Origin of the sequence: Pseudomonas asiatica (assembly GCF_040214835.1) — a bacterium.
GTDB classification, from domain to species: Bacteria; Pseudomonadota; Gammaproteobacteria; order Pseudomonadales; family Pseudomonadaceae; genus Aquipseudomonas; species Aquipseudomonas putida_Z.
Window position 1 is genome coordinate 3641512 of sequence record NZ_CP157874.1, and the last position, 16233, is coordinate 3657744.

The 16233-nt window shown below is 59.0% G+C and carries 20 protein-coding genes, 2 tRNA genes and 2 pseudogenes; 16 read left to right on the top strand and 8 right to left on the bottom strand.

Features of this window, described 5'->3' with window-relative positions; genetic code table 11:
• Positions 1 to 180 precede the first annotated feature (180 nt).
• Both adhP and ABNP31_RS16320 read left to right on the top strand, forming a co-directional pair.
• A complete protein-coding gene (gene adhP, locus ABNP31_RS16315) occupies positions 181 to 1191 on the top strand; it encodes an alcohol dehydrogenase AdhP (protein WP_075045624.1) in 1011 nt (336 codons plus the stop codon).
• Positions 1192 to 1409: 218 nt separating this feature from the next.
• Entirely contained in the window at positions 1410 to 1646 is a 237-nt protein-coding gene (locus ABNP31_RS16320) for a hypothetical protein (protein ID WP_350012529.1), read from the top strand.
• 318 nt (positions 1647 to 1964) lie between these two features.
• Here ABNP31_RS16320 and ABNP31_RS16325 read toward each other — a convergent pair whose 3' ends face one another.
• Positions 1965 to 3179 (bottom strand): aldose 1-epimerase family protein, encoded by a 1215-nt coding sequence (locus ABNP31_RS16325; protein ID WP_350012530.1) that lies wholly within the window; start codon positions 3177 to 3179, stop codon positions 1965 to 1967.
• Between the two features lie 217 nt (positions 3180 to 3396).
• Between ABNP31_RS16325 and ABNP31_RS16330 the strand changes: the two genes are divergently transcribed.
• The 4 genes from ABNP31_RS16330 to ABNP31_RS16345 all read left to right on the top strand — a co-directional run bounded on the left by ABNP31_RS16330 (position 3397) and on the right by ABNP31_RS16345 (position 6035).
• Positions 3397 to 4290, top strand: coding sequence for a LysR substrate-binding domain-containing protein (locus ABNP31_RS16330; protein ID WP_025339684.1), 894 nt, complete (start codon positions 3397 to 3399; stop codon positions 4288 to 4290).
• A 98-nt stretch (positions 4291 to 4388) separates the two neighbouring features.
• Positions 4389 to 5093, top strand: a complete 705-nt coding sequence (locus ABNP31_RS16335) for an SDR family oxidoreductase (RefSeq protein ID WP_085590913.1) — start codon at positions 4389 to 4391, stop codon at positions 5091 to 5093.
• Between the two features lie 56 nt (positions 5094 to 5149).
• Positions 5150 to 5704: a pyridoxamine 5'-phosphate oxidase family protein gene (locus tag ABNP31_RS16340; RefSeq protein ID WP_085665221.1), complete on the top strand. Its 555-nt coding sequence runs from the start codon at positions 5150 to 5152 to the stop codon at positions 5702 to 5704.
• 40 nt (positions 5705 to 5744) lie between these two features.
• Positions 5745 to 6035: a DUF1330 domain-containing protein gene (locus ABNP31_RS16345; protein WP_085665207.1), complete on the top strand. Its 291-nt coding sequence runs from the start codon at positions 5745 to 5747 to the stop codon at positions 6033 to 6035.
• Between the two features lie 123 nt (positions 6036 to 6158).
• On the opposite strand, the gene ABNP31_RS16350 is transcribed toward ABNP31_RS16345, so the two are convergent.
• Both ABNP31_RS16350 and ABNP31_RS26245 read right to left on the bottom strand, forming a co-directional pair.
• Positions 6159 to 6605 carry a hypothetical protein gene (locus tag ABNP31_RS16350; protein ID WP_137137585.1) on the bottom strand — a complete coding sequence of 149 codons (447 nt, stop codon included), beginning with the start codon at positions 6603 to 6605 and terminating at the stop codon, positions 6159 to 6161.
• A 264-nt stretch (positions 6606 to 6869) separates the two neighbouring features.
• Positions 6870 to 7064 (bottom strand): annotated as a pseudogene (locus tag ABNP31_RS26245) (hypothetical protein); the annotation flags it as partial.
• Positions 7065 to 7172: 108 nt separating this feature from the next.
• Here ABNP31_RS26245 and ABNP31_RS16360 point away from each other — a divergent pair.
• The 3 genes from ABNP31_RS16360 (at position 7173) to ABNP31_RS26250 (ending at position 8109) form a co-directional block, all read left to right on the top strand.
• Positions 7173 to 7240: transfer RNA gene (locus ABNP31_RS16360), tRNA-OTHER, on the top strand.
• A 150-nt stretch (positions 7241 to 7390) separates the two neighbouring features.
• The gene (locus tag ABNP31_RS16365; protein WP_085665208.1) at positions 7391 to 7684 is read left to right on the top strand and encodes a hypothetical protein; all 294 of its coding nucleotides are present in this window, start codon (positions 7391 to 7393) and stop codon (positions 7682 to 7684) included.
• Entirely contained in the window at positions 7681 to 8109 is a 429-nt protein-coding gene (locus tag ABNP31_RS26250) for a hypothetical protein (RefSeq protein ID WP_371915771.1), read from the top strand. Before ABNP31_RS16365 ends, ABNP31_RS26250 begins: the two co-directional genes overlap by 4 nt.
• A gap of 735 nt (positions 8110 to 8844) precedes the next feature.
• Here ABNP31_RS26250 and ABNP31_RS16375 read toward each other — a convergent pair.
• Positions 8845 to 9030 carry a hypothetical protein gene (locus ABNP31_RS16375; RefSeq protein WP_015270896.1) on the bottom strand — a complete coding sequence of 62 codons (186 nt, stop codon included), beginning with the start codon at positions 9028 to 9030 and terminating at the stop codon, positions 8845 to 8847.
• Between the two features lie 347 nt (positions 9031 to 9377).
• Between ABNP31_RS16375 and ABNP31_RS16380 the strand changes: the two are divergent.
• Positions 9378 to 9818, top strand: a pseudogene (locus ABNP31_RS16380) (Rad52/Rad22 family DNA repair protein); the annotation flags it as partial.
• A gap of 451 nt (positions 9819 to 10269) precedes the next feature.
• Here ABNP31_RS16380 and ABNP31_RS16385 read toward each other — a convergent pair.
• Together ABNP31_RS16385 and ABNP31_RS16390 are read right to left on the bottom strand one after the other, a co-directional pair.
• A complete protein-coding gene (locus tag ABNP31_RS16385) occupies positions 10270 to 10566 on the bottom strand; it encodes a hypothetical protein (protein WP_085665211.1) in 297 nt (98 codons plus the stop codon).
• Between the two features lie 114 nt (positions 10567 to 10680).
• The gene (locus ABNP31_RS16390; RefSeq protein WP_085665212.1) at positions 10681 to 10893 is read right to left on the bottom strand and encodes a hypothetical protein; all 213 of its coding nucleotides are present in this window, start codon (positions 10891 to 10893) and stop codon (positions 10681 to 10683) included.
• Between the two features lie 289 nt (positions 10894 to 11182).
• Between ABNP31_RS16390 and ABNP31_RS16395 the strand changes: the two genes are divergently transcribed.
• From ABNP31_RS16395 to ABNP31_RS16405, 3 genes are read left to right on the top strand one after another with little or no spacing between them, the layout of a single operon-like run.
• Positions 11183 to 11440 carry a hypothetical protein gene (locus tag ABNP31_RS16395; protein ID WP_238066546.1) on the top strand — a complete coding sequence of 86 codons (258 nt, stop codon included), beginning with the start codon at positions 11183 to 11185 and terminating at the stop codon, positions 11438 to 11440.
• Positions 11440 to 11706, top strand: a complete 267-nt coding sequence (locus ABNP31_RS16400) for a hypothetical protein (RefSeq protein WP_054572105.1) — start codon at positions 11440 to 11442, stop codon at positions 11704 to 11706. Before ABNP31_RS16395 ends, ABNP31_RS16400 begins: the two co-directional genes overlap by 1 nt.
• The gene (locus ABNP31_RS16405; protein ID WP_256579069.1) at positions 11703 to 11936 is read left to right on the top strand and encodes a hypothetical protein; all 234 of its coding nucleotides are present in this window, start codon (positions 11703 to 11705) and stop codon (positions 11934 to 11936) included. The genes ABNP31_RS16400 and ABNP31_RS16405 overlap by 4 nt, the downstream gene beginning before the upstream one ends.
• A gap of 370 nt (positions 11937 to 12306) precedes the next feature.
• Here ABNP31_RS16405 and ABNP31_RS16410 read toward each other — a convergent pair.
• Together ABNP31_RS16410 and sohB are read right to left on the bottom strand one after the other, a co-directional pair.
• Positions 12307 to 12380: transfer RNA gene (locus ABNP31_RS16410), tRNA-Cys, on the bottom strand.
• A 154-nt stretch (positions 12381 to 12534) separates the two neighbouring features.
• On the bottom strand, positions 12535 to 13554 hold the full coding sequence (gene sohB, locus ABNP31_RS16415; protein ID WP_023662815.1) for a protease SohB: 1020 nt from the start codon (positions 13552 to 13554) through the stop codon (positions 12535 to 12537).
• Positions 13555 to 13751: 197 nt separating this feature from the next.
• On the opposite strand from sohB, the gene ABNP31_RS16420 reads away from it, so the two are divergent.
• The 3 genes from ABNP31_RS16420 (at position 13752) to ABNP31_RS16430 (ending at position 16198) form a co-directional block, all read left to right on the top strand.
• Positions 13752 to 14462, top strand: coding sequence for a histidine phosphatase family protein (locus ABNP31_RS16420; protein ID WP_085665213.1), 711 nt, complete (start codon positions 13752 to 13754; stop codon positions 14460 to 14462).
• Positions 14463 to 14518: 56 nt separating this feature from the next.
• On the top strand, positions 14519 to 14836 hold the full coding sequence (locus ABNP31_RS16425; RefSeq protein ID WP_003257405.1) for an SCP2 sterol-binding domain-containing protein: 318 nt from the start codon (positions 14519 to 14521) through the stop codon (positions 14834 to 14836).
• Between the two features lie 294 nt (positions 14837 to 15130).
• Complete coding sequence (locus ABNP31_RS16430) at positions 15131 to 16198, top strand: phosphotransferase family protein (protein WP_350012532.1); 1068 nt, start codon at positions 15131 to 15133, stop codon at positions 16196 to 16198.
• The last annotated feature ends 35 nt before the right edge of the window (positions 16199 to 16233 follow it).

Below are 16233 nucleotides of genomic sequence, written 5' to 3' on the forward strand. Positions count from 1 at the left end.
CGCTCTGCGGCCCTTTCGCGACACAAGGCCGCTCCTACAAGTGCCCGCGCAGGGCAGGTACCTGCTGCGCGCGAGCCTCCCACCCCAGACCATGACCTGAAGCAGTTTTGCCCCACCCGGCAAGGGCTATGCTAACCCCGGCGATAACCCAAGCTCATTCGGATAGACACGGAGGCTCCTATGAAAGCTGCTGTTGTTGCACCAGGCCGTCGCGTGGATGTGGTGGAGAAAACCCTGCGCCCCCTCGAGCACGGTGAAGCGCTGCTGAAGATGCAATGCTGCGGTGTGTGCCACACCGACCTGCATGTGAAAAATGGCGACTTCGGTGACAAGACCGGTGTGGTGCTAGGTCACGAAGGCATCGGCGTGGTCCAGGCAGTAGGGCCAGGCGTCACCTCGCTCAAACCGGGCGACCGCGCCAGCGTGGCCTGGTTCTACCAGGGCTGCGGGCATTGCGAGTATTGCAACAGCGGCAACGAAACCCTGTGCCGCGAAGTGAAGAACTCCGGCTACACCGTGGACGGCGGCATGGCCGAAGCCTGCATCGTCAAGGCCGACTACTCGGTAAAAGTGCCCGACGGGCTCGACTCCGCTGCCGCCAGCAGCATTACCTGCGCCGGCGTGACCACCTACAAGGCGGTGAAGATCTCCAACATCCGCCCCGGCCAATGGATCGCCATCTACGGCCTCGGCGGCCTGGGCAACCTTGCCCTGCAATACGCCAAGAACGTCTTCAACGCCAAAGTGATCGCCATCGACGTCAACGAAGAGCAACTGCGCTTCGCCAGCGAGATGGGCGCCGACCTGGTCATCAATTCACGCACCGAGGATGCCGCCAAGGTCATCCAGGCCAAGACCGGTGGCGCCCATGCCGCCGTGGTTACCGCCGTTGCCAAGGCTGCCTTCAACTCGGCCGTTGATGCCCTGCGTGCGGGTGGCCGCCTGGTTGCGGTCGGCCTGCCTTCGGAAGCGATGAACCTGAATATCCCTCGTTTGGTGCTGGACGGTATCGAGGTGATCGGCTCGCTGGTCGGTACCCGCCAGGACCTGCAGGAAGCTTTCCAGTTTGCGGCGGAAGGGAAAGTGGTGCCGAAGGTGACCTTGCGGCCGATCGAGGATATCAACCAGATCTTCGAAGAGATGCTGGAGGGCAAGATCAAAGGGCGGATGGTGATTCAGTTCGAGGGGTGATGGCCCATGTGCGCTGGCTGTTGGTGCAGCGCACGCTACCCTGCTGCATTCAAGCGCAGGCAGTCAGAAATCGCTTCCGTCCCTTGTAAAGCGAACCAATGGGCGCGCCTTGGGCTCTGGTTTCGAGTAAACGCTATGCTCCATATACGTTTTTGTCCAAGTCGTGGTTTGTAGTTGCTTCGCAAGCCGCAAACTGGCTAGCACATCGGGGTCAATGTATGGGCATCCGCAGCTTGGCGAAAAACCTGCCACCCGATCCGGACAATGACGGCTGGGTGCTTGGATGGGGCGTACTGAGAGACCGGCATCCCTGGCATTTCGTCGATGTTTATGCCGACCAGAAGACTGCCAGGGCCGAGGCGGAGCGCCGCGGGGTTGGCTATGTTGTGGAGTTCGGCTCGCACCGCCTGGGATTGGATGAATTCGTTTGCGGGATATCCCCGCCTGAAGGCTAGCGTTTGAATGGACGGAGCGGCGGGCGATGGATCCTGCGGCCGTAGGCGACAGACAGCTATCGACCCTTGGCTGTCATTTTGCCCAACAGCAATCATTGTGGGAGCGGGTTTACCCGCGAACACCGGCACCGCCGGTGCCATCCACCGCGGCGCCTGCTTCGCGGGTAAACCCGCTCCCACAGAGTACGCGTCGCGCTTACGAAACCAGTTATCTTTTAACGTCCGCTTTGGGTCGAAAGCAGCCTTTCAGCAAAGGCATGAAAACAACAACTTTGATAGTTCTGACTAGTCGACGAGGCCGACATGCCCTGGCCGGCGTTACCCCTTGGTCAGATCAACCAATGGCGTCTGCCGCACCTCGGTTTCGCGCCCTCCTTGTATCTCGCCAACCTGCTTCAAGGCCTTGTCCACTGCCACCTTGTCCGCCAACAAGCTGTAGCTGATGTGGAACTGCCTGTGTTCCTTCGGTCCGATTGTCGGCACCAGGTTCAGTGGCCGCTGGTAACGGCGGTTGTAGGAAAAACTCGTCCCCGGCTCGAGCCCGGTCACATAACCCTGGCCTTGGGTATCGGTATTTTTCCACAGTGAAAATACAGGCAATGTCCGAGTATCGAAGCCGACCGAAACGCCCAGACTGCCAGCCTTGTCATGCAACACGGCCAACGTATTGCCCTGGGCATCGGCATACGGCACCACGTTATAAACCGTTTCGTCATAGTCCTTGGTGGGCGCTCGGTAGGTTTGCCAATCGGCCAGATCTTCCCTTGCCTTGTCGTTGAACGGCGACACCTGTTTCACTGGCGCGGCGAACCGAGCGCCCTGCTCCAGAAACGGGGTGCTGAAGTTACTGTGATACAGCGCCTGGTATTCCTTCGGATAATCGCCGTTGTTGGTCAGGGTATCGTTGAGGGCGAACATCACGCTGCCCGGTTCGGTGACCAATTCAGTCACGACGGAGAAGTCGACCTTCTTGAACGCCTGCTCTTTCAGTTCGCCACGCAGGCTGATGGCGTATGGTGGTTTCTCATCGATGTGCAGGGTGACTTTGTTCGCAGGTATGTTGGCGGCCCGACCGTGCAGGGTCAGCAGCTCGCCATTGTCGACGCCGGGGTGGCCGACCCATTCGTAACCGCAGCGGGCGACCAGTTCGTTGAAGCCCTCCAGCCAGCCCAGACCATTGCGCCCATTGAGTTCGATGAAGGACGGGTTGACCACTTCCTTGACCGGCGAATCCCAGCCCATGCGCACATTGCCGACCGACGCCTGCAAGACGTTCATTCCGCGGGTCGGCACTACCGAAAGTTTCATCGTACCGTTATCGATGTCGACGATGCTGACACCCTCTTGCCGGCCTCCGTGCAAAGTGCGCAAGGTAACGCTGAAGGGCTTGTCGGTTTTTATGCCAAGTTGCTGGCTGGTGATCTGCCAATTCTGGGCGGCTTTGTCTGTGTCGAGCAGAACGTAATCCCAGGCCATGGTGTGGGAGGCTGCGGACAGGGCGCCGAGAGCAACGAAGAATTTGAGGAGGGGCATGACAGGTTGCCTTTCTTGGAGTTGTTCCCCTTTATAGACACGAAGAAACGTTTCAGCAAGCTAGCCAAGCGATGCTTTCGATTGGCACAGGTTTCTTTAGCTAGTTTCAGGGAGTAGCCTCGGCACAGTGAATCTTTCGAGCCCGATCAGGTTATCAACCTTGTGAAAGCATCAGAGAAACAGAACAATTGCCAAACTCGATAGAATCTTCATTGCCATGCCAGACGGTTTCCCTGATTTGCCCTCGCTGAACGCGTTGCGTGTTTTTGAAGTGGTGGCTCGCCGCTTGAACTTCCGTGTGGCTGCCGAGGAGCTGGGCGTGACCCAGGCGGCAGTTGCCCAGCAGATACGCGGGCTGGAGGCGAGCCTGGATCTGCGTTTGTTTGAACGCCTGCCCCGTGGCTTGGCGTTGACTGATGCGGGCCTGGGCTACAGCGGAAGCATTCGCAGTGCACTGGCCATGATCGACGAGGCAACACGCCTGCTTCGGCCGCAGACTTCTCACCTGACAGTCAGCGTTACACCTACCTTCGCCTCGAAATGGCTGATTCCCAGGCTCGGCAATTTTGCGCAGAGCCACCCAGACATCGATTTGCGTGTGCTGGCAACCGACCGGCTGTCGCACTTCAGCACCGATGGTGTGGATATCGCTGTCCGCTATGGCAAGCCCGAGTTCGGAGCAGGTTTGAATAGCGAGCTGCTGATGGAGCAGCGAATCGTTGCGGTGGCCAGCCCAAGGCTGTTCGAAGGCAGTGAAATACCTGCCAGCTTTGCGCAGTTGCAGGATTTCGTCATGTTGCACGATGCCCATAATTTCTGGCCTCAGTTCCTGGCAGAGCTGTTCCCGCATCACCTGCAACCCACAGCCAGAAATCTGCGCTTCAATCAGACCTCATTGGCCATTGAAGCGGCAATCAGCGGCCAGGGCATTGCCTTGGCCAGCCCTGCGTTCGTCGGTGATGACATTGCCGCAGGCCGACTGATGCAGGTTTTTACCCAGCAACTCAGGGTCGACAAGTCGTTTTATCTGGTCTGGCCACGCAAGATGAAACAGCCGGACTCATTGAGCGTCGTCCAACACTGGCTCAAGCAACAAGCTGTCGATAGTTAATCTATCGCAATAGTGAAGTTTAGCTGTCTCCCTCACCAGTAGGACTGCTGCTAAGGTGAATGCACCTGAAAAATCAGCATTGAGAGATTGGAGGTAGCATGTCAGTAGAAAAAGTTGCGATTATCACGGCGGGTGGCAGCGGCATGGGCGCAGCGGCAGCACGACGCCTGGCCGCCGACGGCTTCAAGGTTGGGATTCTCTCCTCTTCGGGCAAGGGCGAAGCGTTGGCTGCCGAACTCGGCGGTATTGGTGTAACCGGTAGCAATCAGTCGGTTGAAGACCTGCAACGCCTGGTCGACGCTGTCGTGGAGAAGTGGGGCCGTATCGATGTGCTGGTCAATAGCGCCGGCCATGGTCCGCGCGCGCCAATCCTGGAAATCAGCGACGAGGATTGGCACAAGGGCATGGATACTTACCTGCTCAATGTCATTCGCCCGACTCGCCTGGTGACGCCTTACATGCAGCGTCAGAAGAGCGGAGTGATCATCAACATCTCCACTGCCTGGGCGTTCGAACCCAGCGAGCTGTTCCCGACTTCTGCTGTATTCCGCTCGGGCCTTGCCGCGTTCACCAAGATCTTCGCCGACAATTTCGCCGGCGATAACGTGCGCATCAACAACGTCCTCCCTGGCTGGATCGACAGCTTGCCGAGCACCGAGCAACGCCGCGACAGCGTGCCGCTCAAGCGCTACGGCACCAGCGAAGAGATCGCTGCGACCATTGCGTTCCTTGCTAGCGAAGGCGCGGCCTACATCACCGGGCAGAACATCAGGGTCGATGGCGGCGTAACACGCAGCATTTGATCGTCCGTGGCCGCAGCATTGCTGCGGCCCTCGTTTCATGGAACATGGGTTTTTTCATGCTGGACGATCTGCTTCAGACCATATGGGCGCAGTTGGCGATCCCGGTCGGCCCCGTGCGCAACCCTTATCGGCTCATGCAACTGTCCACCCTGGACGAGCAAGGATGGCCCGTGTCCAGGACAGTTGTGCTGCGGGATGCCGATGCCCGTGCACGCGCGCTGTACTTTTACGCGGACAGGCGCTCGGCAAAATGCACACAGATAGCCGTTGACCCACGCGTTGCATTAACGGCACTGAGCCCCTGCGGCCTGACCCAGGTGCGCATGGAGGGGCTTGCCACCCTGGTCGAGGATATCGGGCATCGACGACGCTGCTGGTCGGCGGCGCGTGACAAGACACAGGCATTGTTCCGTCATGGCGCTGTGCCGGGACAGGTGATTGAAAGCCCTGAAGTCGCCTACGAACGCATCCTGGGCGGTTTCGAGCACTTCGCAATCATATGCATCGAGCCACGAGCGCTGGAGTGGTTGGATCTCACACGACCCGTTCAGCAACGGGCGCGCTTCCTGCGCCATGAAGGATTGTGGCAATCCTCCTGGCTGGCTCCCTGAGGCAGGCTTCTCGTACAGAACATGCAAACAGGAGTAATTGATGAAAGGTTACTGGATCATTCTGGGGACTGCTGTTACCGACACGCAGGCGCAGCAGGAATATGGCCGGTTGTGGGCGCCAATCGCCGAGCATTATGGCGCCAGGCTCAAGGTTCTCGATTCGACAGCGCTGGTCGAGTCGCATACCAGCACACGGGCGCTGGCGGTCGAGTTCGACAGTTATGCCCAGGCCCAGGCGTGCTATGCCGATCCCGCCTATTCGCAAGCAAAGGCGATGGCATTACGCGCCTATCGTCGTGAGTTGCTCATCGTTGAGGGGGATTTAGGCTGATCAAGGGTTCGCTGATACGGATGCCATGGGACGATAGCGTCCGGCATCGTTCCCCTCCTCCAGCGCAATACTGAACAGCTCTGCCAAAAGAAAAGGCACCCGCAGGTGCCCTCTCGATACCGTTTACGGAATGAATCGAGTGCCACAAGCGTGGCACATCCAAGTGCGGCGCCACTCTTCCAATTTGTCGTACTGTGCGACGTTGAATTTCCAGTGGCGAACGAAGCCAATTACACCGACGGTGATAAATATCGCGCCTATGAAGAACCTTGACCAATCAACGCCCCAGAAGGTGTTCATAAGCTTGAGGCCATCGTACAAGATGATTGCGCCAACCCCCGTAAGAATGACCGGGCCAAGCAAGCGCTTACCTGGAGGTGGGCCGACGCTTGCCGCCAAATTGGTCTGATGCCGACCTGAAGTTTCAACGGTCACGCTTGGTCCGAATCCGGATTGGGACTGCGCTTGGTGGGTTGCTTGTATGTGAGAAGTGCCAGCAGCATGGATGATAGACAGAAGCTGGACGTTTTGACCTTGGCATTGCGGGCAGCAGATTGCGTTATTGCTCACCACGTATTCATTCCTTTGAGGGGTGAAAGGCGAGCATTCTAAGGCAATTGCATACATCAGCGCACTACGCGACTTTATCCGAGCGCTATTCACGACTTACCACGCCCACAAACAAACCTACTATCCACCCCATCTGTGTACCTTACACCCGCCCAACTACTCACATGAAGGGCGCGAACGCCCGATGATGAGAAGCGGAGATTTACCAAGGGGCTGGAGCACTGGGCTGATGCTTCTACGGCATACAAAACGCTCATGCACATCGTCATTGGTCGGTTCGGTGCTGCCAGTGATGGTGCCGACCACCATGTCTTCAGTGATCTCGAAGTCATAAGGGCCGTAATAGGCCACGGCCTGGAACATCCAGCGGCCACCAACACGGATCGTCCGGCCGCCGCAGGCTGCCTCGAGCTTCTGCAGCACGTTCGTACGCTGCTCGTCGGCACCGATCAAGGCTGATAGCGCCAAGTCCGCCTGACGTTAACTGCCCGATGCCCTGCTCCCCATCGCAGGGTGTATCGGTGATTCATCTGCTCGCGGAAAAGGCAGGCATGCCAATGCCGCTTGAGGCTGGTAACTCAGTCAGGTAGAGGCCAGTGCACGGGAGGTCGCGGGTTCGAATCCCGCTCAGCCGAACAGATGAATCACCTATGCATCCCGCATCCCCTTCCTTCACATACGACCGCATTGGCAGGCGCCAGGCCACCTTTCACGGGGGGGGGGGGGTTGGTCACCTTCGCCTGGCTCCTGGCCAATGCGGCCGCACAACCACCAGGAGGACCGCCATGGGCGCACTTCGAGCAGCACAATGGCAGTACGACAACCAGTTGCCGCCTCCGGTGAGCGAGAGCGCGGCTGAGGAAGCTGAGGCGCGCTGGTTCGACGATGGCATCGCGGAACTGTTGGCGCGCCGTAACGTAGTCTTCCAGCGCAACTTCCACCAGCGTGGCGTGACCTACGAGCGCTTCGCCCAAGCGGTGGATGAGTTCGCGATGGTCCAGCTTGAAGAGATAGCCCGGCAGCTACTCACTCCTTTTGCCAAGGAAGCGGTGCTGGCCCAGGCCGAGGACGCGGAATGAATCCCCACAGCGTGGCGGTGAGCGCCATCGAGGCAGCAATCGAGACGATGCTTCTACCGGGCTCTGGCCCGGTGGAGGATGCGAAGGCCGAGACGATGGTCGTCGCCTACTTCTCCATCCTCGATCCTCGTCATCGACTCCAACGAGTTCAAACATTACTGCGAGCGCATTCGGCGTATTGCCGTTCGGCGCAAGGAGGCTGCATGACAACGCCACTGATCACCACGCTCATTGATGAGCAGGTCGCTGAACTGCCCGAGAGTCAGGCAATGCCCGGCGACCGGGTGCTGATGTTGTTCAAGGGTCCGACCTTCGCGGCCGCGATGCACCAGGCCGAACTGGCCAGTATCGAAAATCCGCAGGCCTGGAACTGCCGGGCCTGCATCTGCGGAGAGTGGACCGTGGGCTACGAGGTTCGGGTGTGAACTCCTACCAGCGGGCCCGCCACTTGGTCATTTGGCGCGAAATCAACACCCAAAGAGCCCGGCACCGGGCCAGGCTTTTACATTTAGGCCCATCTACAGCTGAACGTTATTCCAATGGGCGCTTGTGATAACTATAACGCTCTGCATGGGATACCCTCGATGGGTCCGGCGGGCCCTGCTTCTGCCCTCTTCGAAAGGGAGGGCTGTCGAAATTGTCGTCACAGTTCTCTTGGAAAGCGCTCTCACTCTGATCGACTGATCTCTGTAGCCGCCCCTCATTATCGGCTGGCTGACTGACCTGTCTGTCACTATCTACGCCATACCTATCTCTGGACATACACACCTCTCAATGCTCAGAAGTCCTGAGCTATTTGAGTATGCGCTTCCCACTCTTCCAGAAGAGATAAAACGGACCACTGGGACAGGGCTTGGGCTGACTTGGCGTCCAGATCGTATGCTCAATCCAGCTCACTCATACGCCTGTCGCCTGTTTCTTTAATCTTGAAAAGGAGGGTGAAACTGCCAGTAAGGCTTTGCCGTAGCTCTTGGGGCATTGCGAAGGAAAAATGGATGAGCCACGAACCATCTTTCAATCGAAATGTATCACCCCGGTAAAGAGCTACATCCGCCTCGCTCACTCCAATCCGCACGGAAATATCTGAATCACTTGGCGCATCAAACACGGTTGTGCCCTCACGTTCACCATGGAGCGAGCAAGCAGTGCATCTGGGCGCGCTATCGTTTGTGAATCGGCTTGGCCGTGTGAGGGTTCGTCCAAACGACCTTCGGCTTGCTCGCTAGCACGCCGCTGACTCCAGAAGGAACGCTTTCAATCTGGCCTCCCTGCTTGATGAACAAGTCAGTCTGTTCATTCAAGCGCTCATGGGCACGCTGCGTCTCTGGGGATATGGCCTGGTGCATAAAAGCTACCTCTTAGTGAGAAGCCGCAGAAAACGGCTACGCAGTCACTATACAGGGAATTTGAAGCACCCATGGGAATTAGAGCCAGATACTGAAAAATGCCGACATAATAAACGCAAAATCCTGCAAGTTTTGTTTAGAAATCCGTAAACCAAACCATCCGCCGCCGCTATAACGCAGCATCTGCAAGAATTTATCGCCGCTTTTCTTCGCGTCTCGGTGAGGCGCAAATGCCCGCCAGAGCGCACAACCATAGCCGACGCCCAGGCCGCTTGGCCTACATCAGGGCTTGACCTGGCATTTCCCCTATTTCAACTGACGGCGCCGGCCTGGCGCGAGGTTTTCCAATGTCCACAACCAACATGCGCATCTGGGAGCAGGTGCAGACCACCGATACCCGCTACACCAAGAACGCCGAGGTCGGCGGCCAGAAGATCACCAGCCTGAACGGCACCGCGATGGTCATGAAGGCGACCGAAATGTTCGGCCCGGTCGGTATCGGTTGGGGCTGGAAGGCGCTTGAGGAGCGATTCGACGACGGTCACGAGGTGTTTTCCGGCGAAGGCGACAAGCGAATCTGCTTGGGCCGGGGGATCGGCCACACCGTCAAAGTCCAGCTCTGGTTCATGCAGGACGGCCAGCGCGGCGAGGTCGAGCAGTACGGGTGCACCCGGCACCAGTACAAGACCAAGTACGGCATGACCACTGATGGTGAGGCGCCGAAGAAGTCGTTGACCGACGCCATCAAGAAAGCTCTGTCCATGCTGGGCTTCAGCGCCGATGCGTATGCCCATCCTACGTCGCCGGCGTCATCAAGGTGAACGTGGCAGCTTTCTGGGCCGAGCAACCTTTTGACCTTGGCATGGACTCGGACTACGGCAACTGCGACCTTTGCTGGAAGAAGAACGAGGCCAAGCTGATTAGGACCATCCAGGAGGATCCTTCCCGGGTGATCTGGTGGTCCGGCACCGAAGAACGGTTCGGCCAGGTGTTCAGACAGGACCGGCCTAATTACCGAGCGCTTGCCTGGTCAGCGGAAGGTTTCATGCCTCTCGGCGCCTGCGCCTGCATGCGAAGCTTTCGACCTATACGGTCGTCATCCTGTCTCTGGTTCTGATCCTGGTAGCGAGCAAGAACTGCGCAAGGACAGTAATGGCTTCGAAGACCAGCGCCCCCGCAGCGACCACCTGCTGTTCCTGGCTGGCTACCGCGAAACGCACCAGCAACCCCTCTCCCCTATCACGAGCAGGCTACCTGGTCGAGTTTTGGGAGAGTTTCTGTAGCAATGCGGCGAGCCCGTCCAACGCCCCAGGCTAAAGCCCTGGTCATTGATTCACCGGGACGGGAATCGAACGCCTCCTCGTGAAGGGCCATGCCCGTCGAGGCATAGACTCCAATGAACATTTGCGTGCTACCTGCGCGCGACAGTCGCACCTGGACATCTATGTGCGTTCCATCGCCAAGGGTCTCGTCATGAGTGCGGTGGTGAAGCGAAGGATCAGCCCATTGCCAGAAAACTTCACCGCGTATCCTCATGTCGATCTCCTACGACTTTAGTTGTATGCGATAGGTGAACTTTCACAATAGCGAACACGAAGCGGTTATCAACCGCAGCGGGAGATACTGAAAACTGAATCGGACAAGCGGCGATCAGTCTTCGTCCGGCGGCTCAGGCAGGTGCATCGTTGCAGCAAAAGCCATCCATTCTTCAAAAATGCGTCGGTGCTGGTCGCAATCCGATCGCCAGTTGGAGGAGGACGTCACACCATACACAACCTGACTCATCGTTTGAGCCGTGTAGGTATCGAGCTTTCGAAGCAGTTCGTACGCATGAAACTGTTGATCCTTGCTAATAGAGCTCATGTGATCCACAGCTGATGAGGAGCGAAGCACTCCTCGTGACCGGTGGACACCCCGCCACAGATTAAAGTCACCAGAACTTAAACTTTTTTCGCCAACTGCCGCGATATGGCTGCCAAGGACGAAGTCATGCCTGAAGACAGCAACCGGCTTGGCCGGACCACTTCCGCTATATCGACGAGATTAGCCCTGACGGGGTGACGATTGTCTGCCAGCGCTTTGTCGTGGTTCGCGAGTCGGAACACTGCTATTGGATTGCTCCCTATCGCTTTGTTGGCCTGGCCGGATGTGCGTGGCCGAAGGTCGCAAGAGCCCGCACATCAAGCGCGTGCTGAGAGCATCGTATAGGCGCCGGTTTGCGTACCCGGATAAAGCGAAGGCCCTTCATTCCTACAAAGTGAGGAAGCGGCGCCAGCTCGGACATGCCCAGCTCGCCATGGAGCGTGCCAAGACTGCTCTGGAAGATCTCAATGGCGTGGACGCGATTGCAGACGAGCGACTGTGCTCGGGTGGCGACTTCATCAAAGAACTGAACTGGGATGACTATTAATGACCCGCCTCGCCCTCTGCCTCCTGCTGCTGGCCACCGGCGCCAGCGCAGGCGAATTACCCAAAGGTGTTGACGTCTTCCACGACGACGAGCGCGGCGCAACCTGCTGGACCTTCGGTTTCGACTGGCGCGACGGCATCAGCTGCATCCCCGACAGCCAGCTGCAGGCCGGCAACCAGCTCCAGCTTTCCCCGCACGAAACCCAACCCGAACCTACACCCGCTCTGGCGCCTGGGCGCTGGATTGATGAGAGGTATCAGCCGTGAGCAAGAAGAAAACTCACTTCACCATCGTGTCCAGCGCGGAGCTCGAGGAATTGCGCCGGGATCGTGAACGCTTGGCCGACGGCACCAGGGTGCTCATGAGCTGGCACAACTACCTCGGGCCAATGTTCTTCCGCGACCGCCATGAGCAGCGCGAGATCGAAGACTGGTACGAAAACCCGCTAATCTACGACGCGCTCGACTGGTTCTGCGAACGCGGCCACCGCGCCTAACCCCTCCCCTACAACTCAAGCCCGCCGACATGCGCGGGCGAGGACGTTTGCACTCATGAAAACACGAGAGCTCACGTACGAGCGCCTGAAAGAGAAGATCCACTACGACCCCGACACCGGCAAATTCACGAGGACTTGCCCCGATCACAACCGCAAGGTTGGGCAACTCGACAAGGATGGGTACCTGGCCATCGCAATAGACCGAGTAGGGCGCTGCTCGATAGTGACCATGCACCGGATCTTGCCGGGGACCCGTGGGACATGCAATATCTTCGAGTGTCCCAGGATTGTCCCAAATGGCCGGGGTCAACAAAATCCGCAGGCATTAAAAAAGCCCCGCAACCTCAATGGTTGCGGGGCTTTCGAATGGTGGAGGCCGAGGTCGGAATCGAACCGGCGTAGACGGATTTGCAATCCGGAGCATAACCACTTTGCTACTCGGCCTCAAAGGTCGGATCTAGCAGCTTGCGCTTCGCTATCTCCTTGAAACGCTGAACCTTTTTCAAAGTTTGCTGCGTTTCGATGGGCGCCATTATGTCTTCATTCCTTTAACCTTGCAACCCCCTGAACGAAAAAAAATTTCAACGGGTTCAAGGTGTTAGCGCAGACGGCCGAGTTTACTCCACAAGCCCACCACTGTGTTCTCCACGGTGCCACTGGCAGCCATGCCGATTCGCTCCTGGAGGCTCTTGCGTTCGGCGTAGTGCAGGTGGAACAGGTTGGCGTTGCGCGCGCGTTCGCTGAGGTACTCGTCGCTGGTCTGCAGCTCGTCCACCAGCTTGCGGTTGAGTGCCGCGACGCCCAGCCAGACTTCGCCGGTGGCCACTTCGTCGATGTGCAGCTGCGGGCGATAGCGGGCAACGAAGTCCTTGAACAGCTGGTGGGTGATGTCCAGGTCTTCCTGGAACTTCTCCCGGCCCTTCTCGGTGTTCTCGCCGAACACGGTCAGGGTGCGCTTGTATTCACCGGCGGTCAGCACTTCGAAATCGATGTCGTGCTTCTTCAGCAGGCGGTTGACGTTGGGCAGCTGCGCCACCACGCCGATGGAACCCAGTACCGCGAACGGTGCGCTGACGATCTTCTCGCCGATGCAGGCCATCATGTAGCCGCCGCTGGCGGCCACCTTGTCGATACACACGGTCAACGGGATGCCGGCCTGGCGAATGCGCGCCAGCTGCGATGCAGCCAGGCCGTAGCTGTGCACCAGGCCGCCACCGCTTTCCAGGCGCAGCACCACTTCGTCACGCGGGGTGGCGAGGGTCAGCAGCGCGGTGATTTCGTTGCGCAGGCTTTCGGTGGCAGAAGCTTTGATGTCGCCATCGAAATCCAGCACGAAGACCCGGCCCTTTTCCTCGGCCTTGCCCTTCTTCTGCCGCTTTTCCGCCTTGGCCTGCTGCTTGCGCAAGGCCTTGAGCTGGGCCTTGTCGAGCAGGCCGGATTCCAGGCGCTCGCGCAGGTCCTTGTAGAACTCGTTCAGGCGAGTGACCTGCAATTGCCCACCCGATTTGCGCCGCCCCTTGCCGCGCAGCCCGGCGATGGCCGACAGCACTATCAGGATGGCGATGACCAGGGTGGCGGTTTTGGCGAGAAAGCTTGCGTATTCTGCAAGAAACTCCACGTTGACTCCTTAAAGACTTGCGCCACTACGGCGCGTAACTGTAGCAAGCATACCGTTGCGCCTGAGGTGCTGCCAGCCGTGGCAAACGCTGGCAACACCTTTCAAACAACCTTTTCAAACGCTTGTATGTTTTTTCGTTGACAGCCCGTGTGCCGCATCCTAACCTCGCAGCAACCTCCAACAGGCCGGAACCTTTCGTGGGCAACCTCTACCTGATCCGACATGGCCAAGCCTCCTTCGGCGCCGATGACTACGATGTCCTCTCGCCCGTGGGCGAGCGCCAGAGCCAGGCCCTGGGTGAGCACCTGGCCCAGCTCGGTGTAAGGCTGGACCGCTGCGTGGCAGGCGACCTGCGCCGCCAGCAGGATACCGCGCGCCTGGCCCTGGATGCATTGCACGCCAATGGCTGCCCGGTGCCGGCTGTTGAGACCGATGCAGCATTCAATGAGTTCGATGCCGATGGTGTGATCCGCGCCTTGTTGCCCGGGCTGCTGCCTCAGGAGCCCGACGCCCTGCACATCCTGCGCAATGGCGCGCAGCACCGCAGCGAGTTCCAGCGCCTGTTCGCACTGATGGTGCAGCGCTGGCACGATGGCGAACATGCCGACGATGGCCTGGAGACCTGGCAGGCGTTCACCGCCCGCGTGCAAGGCGGCCTGCAGCGCGTACTGGATGCCGCCGGTAGCGGCGACAATATCGCCATATTCACCTCGGGCGGCACCATTGCCGCCCTGCTCCACCTGGTTACCCGTATTACCCCCGGCCAGGCGTTCGCGCTGAACTGGCAGATCATCAACACGTCGCTCAGCCAGCTGAAGTTCCGCGGCCGCGACGTGGCACTGGCTTCCTTCAACAGCCAGGCCCATGTGCAGCTGTTGAGGGCGCCGGAGCTTGTCACCTATCGATGAGCCCGGCTTGTTGTGTCCCTGCGGGGACGTGTAAATCACTCTATAAGGAATGCGCCATGACCTCCGTAGCTGATGCCGTCAAAAAGATGCAAGAGAAGTTCAACCCATCCGCTGCCGCCGGCCTGGACCTGGTGTTCGGCTTCAACATCACCGACGAAGACAAGCACTACGCGCTGATCGTCAAGGACGGCACCTGCGACCTGCAGGAAGGCGAAAACCCGGATGCCAACTGCACCCTGGTAATGGACAGCGAAACCCTGAAGGGTATCGTCAGCGGCGAAACCGACGGCATGCAGGCATTCATGGGCGGCAAGCTGCGCGTTGAAGGCGACATGATGCTGTCGATGAAGCTCAGCGAGCTGTTCCCGTCCTGAGGGCTGGAAATAGCGGATGATCGAAAAACCGAAGCCTGACCGGCTTCGGTTTTTTTTTGCCCGCCTGTTCGGGCCCTATCGCCGGCAAGCCAGCTCCCACAGGTACAGCGTTGCTCTCGAGGTTGCCGCTGTACCTGTGGGAACTGGCTTGCCGGCGATAGGGGCAGTCGCTTCATCAAGGCAGTTGATCAGGCAGCAACACCCTCACCTATATGGCATCTGGCACGCTTGTCCCATCCCCGGCGGACCATTAGATTAGCCAATAGTCCTTGCGATCGAGAATAAGGAAAACGCATGACGCTCACCGACCAGTCCACCCAGGTACGCCCCGGCGAAGAACTCGACGCGGCTGTCATCGACCCTTACCTCAAAGCCAACATCCCCGGCCTGGATGGCCTGCCGAGCATCAGCCAGTTCCCTGGCGGCGCCTCCAACCTTACCTACCTGGTCAGCTACCCGGGCCGCGACTTCGTGCTGCGCCGTCCACCGTTCGGGCAGAAGGCCAAGTCGGCCCACGACATGGGCCGCGAGTTTCGCATCCTCAACCAGCTGAACAGCGGCTTCCCCTACTGCCCCAAGGCCTTTGTGCATTGCACCGACAGCAGCCTGATCGGCGGCGAGTTCTACGTGATGGAACGGGTCAAGGGCATCATCCTGCGCTCGGACATCCCGGCCGAGCTGGACCTTGACGCCAACCGCACCGAGGCCCTGTGCAAGAGCTTCATCGACCGCCTGGTGGAACTGCACCAGGTGGACTACAACGCCTGCGGCCTGGCCGACCTGGGCAAACCGGAAGGCTATGTGCAGCGCCAGATCGAGGGCTGGACCAGCCGCTATGAAAAGGCCCTGACCCCTGACGCCCCGCGCTGGGAACAGGTGACCGCGTGGCTGCACGAGAAAATGCCCGCCGACCACCCGCGGCCCGGCATCGTGCACAACGACTACCGTTTCGACAACGTGATCCTCGATGCCGACAACCCCATGCGCATCATCGGTGTGCTGGACTGGGAAATGGCCACCCTCGGCGACCCGCTGATGGACCTGGGCAACAGCCTGGCCTACTGGATCGAGGCCGATGACCCGGCGCCGGTGCAGCTGATGCGTCGCCAGCCGAGCAACGCGCCGGGCATGCTCACCCGCCGCCAGTTCGTCGATTACTACGCCGAGCGCGCCGGCATCCGCCTGGACAACTTCGATTACTACTATTGCTATGGCCTGTTCCGCCTGGCCGGCATCGTCCAGCAGATCTACTACCGCTATTACCACGGCCAGACCCAGGACAAGCGCTTCGCCCAGTTCATCCACATGAACCGCTTGCTGGAGCAGATGACCTTGCAGGTCATCGCCAAGTCCTGCCTCTGAGCCCCGACCTCGACGACGGATAACAAGGAAAACAG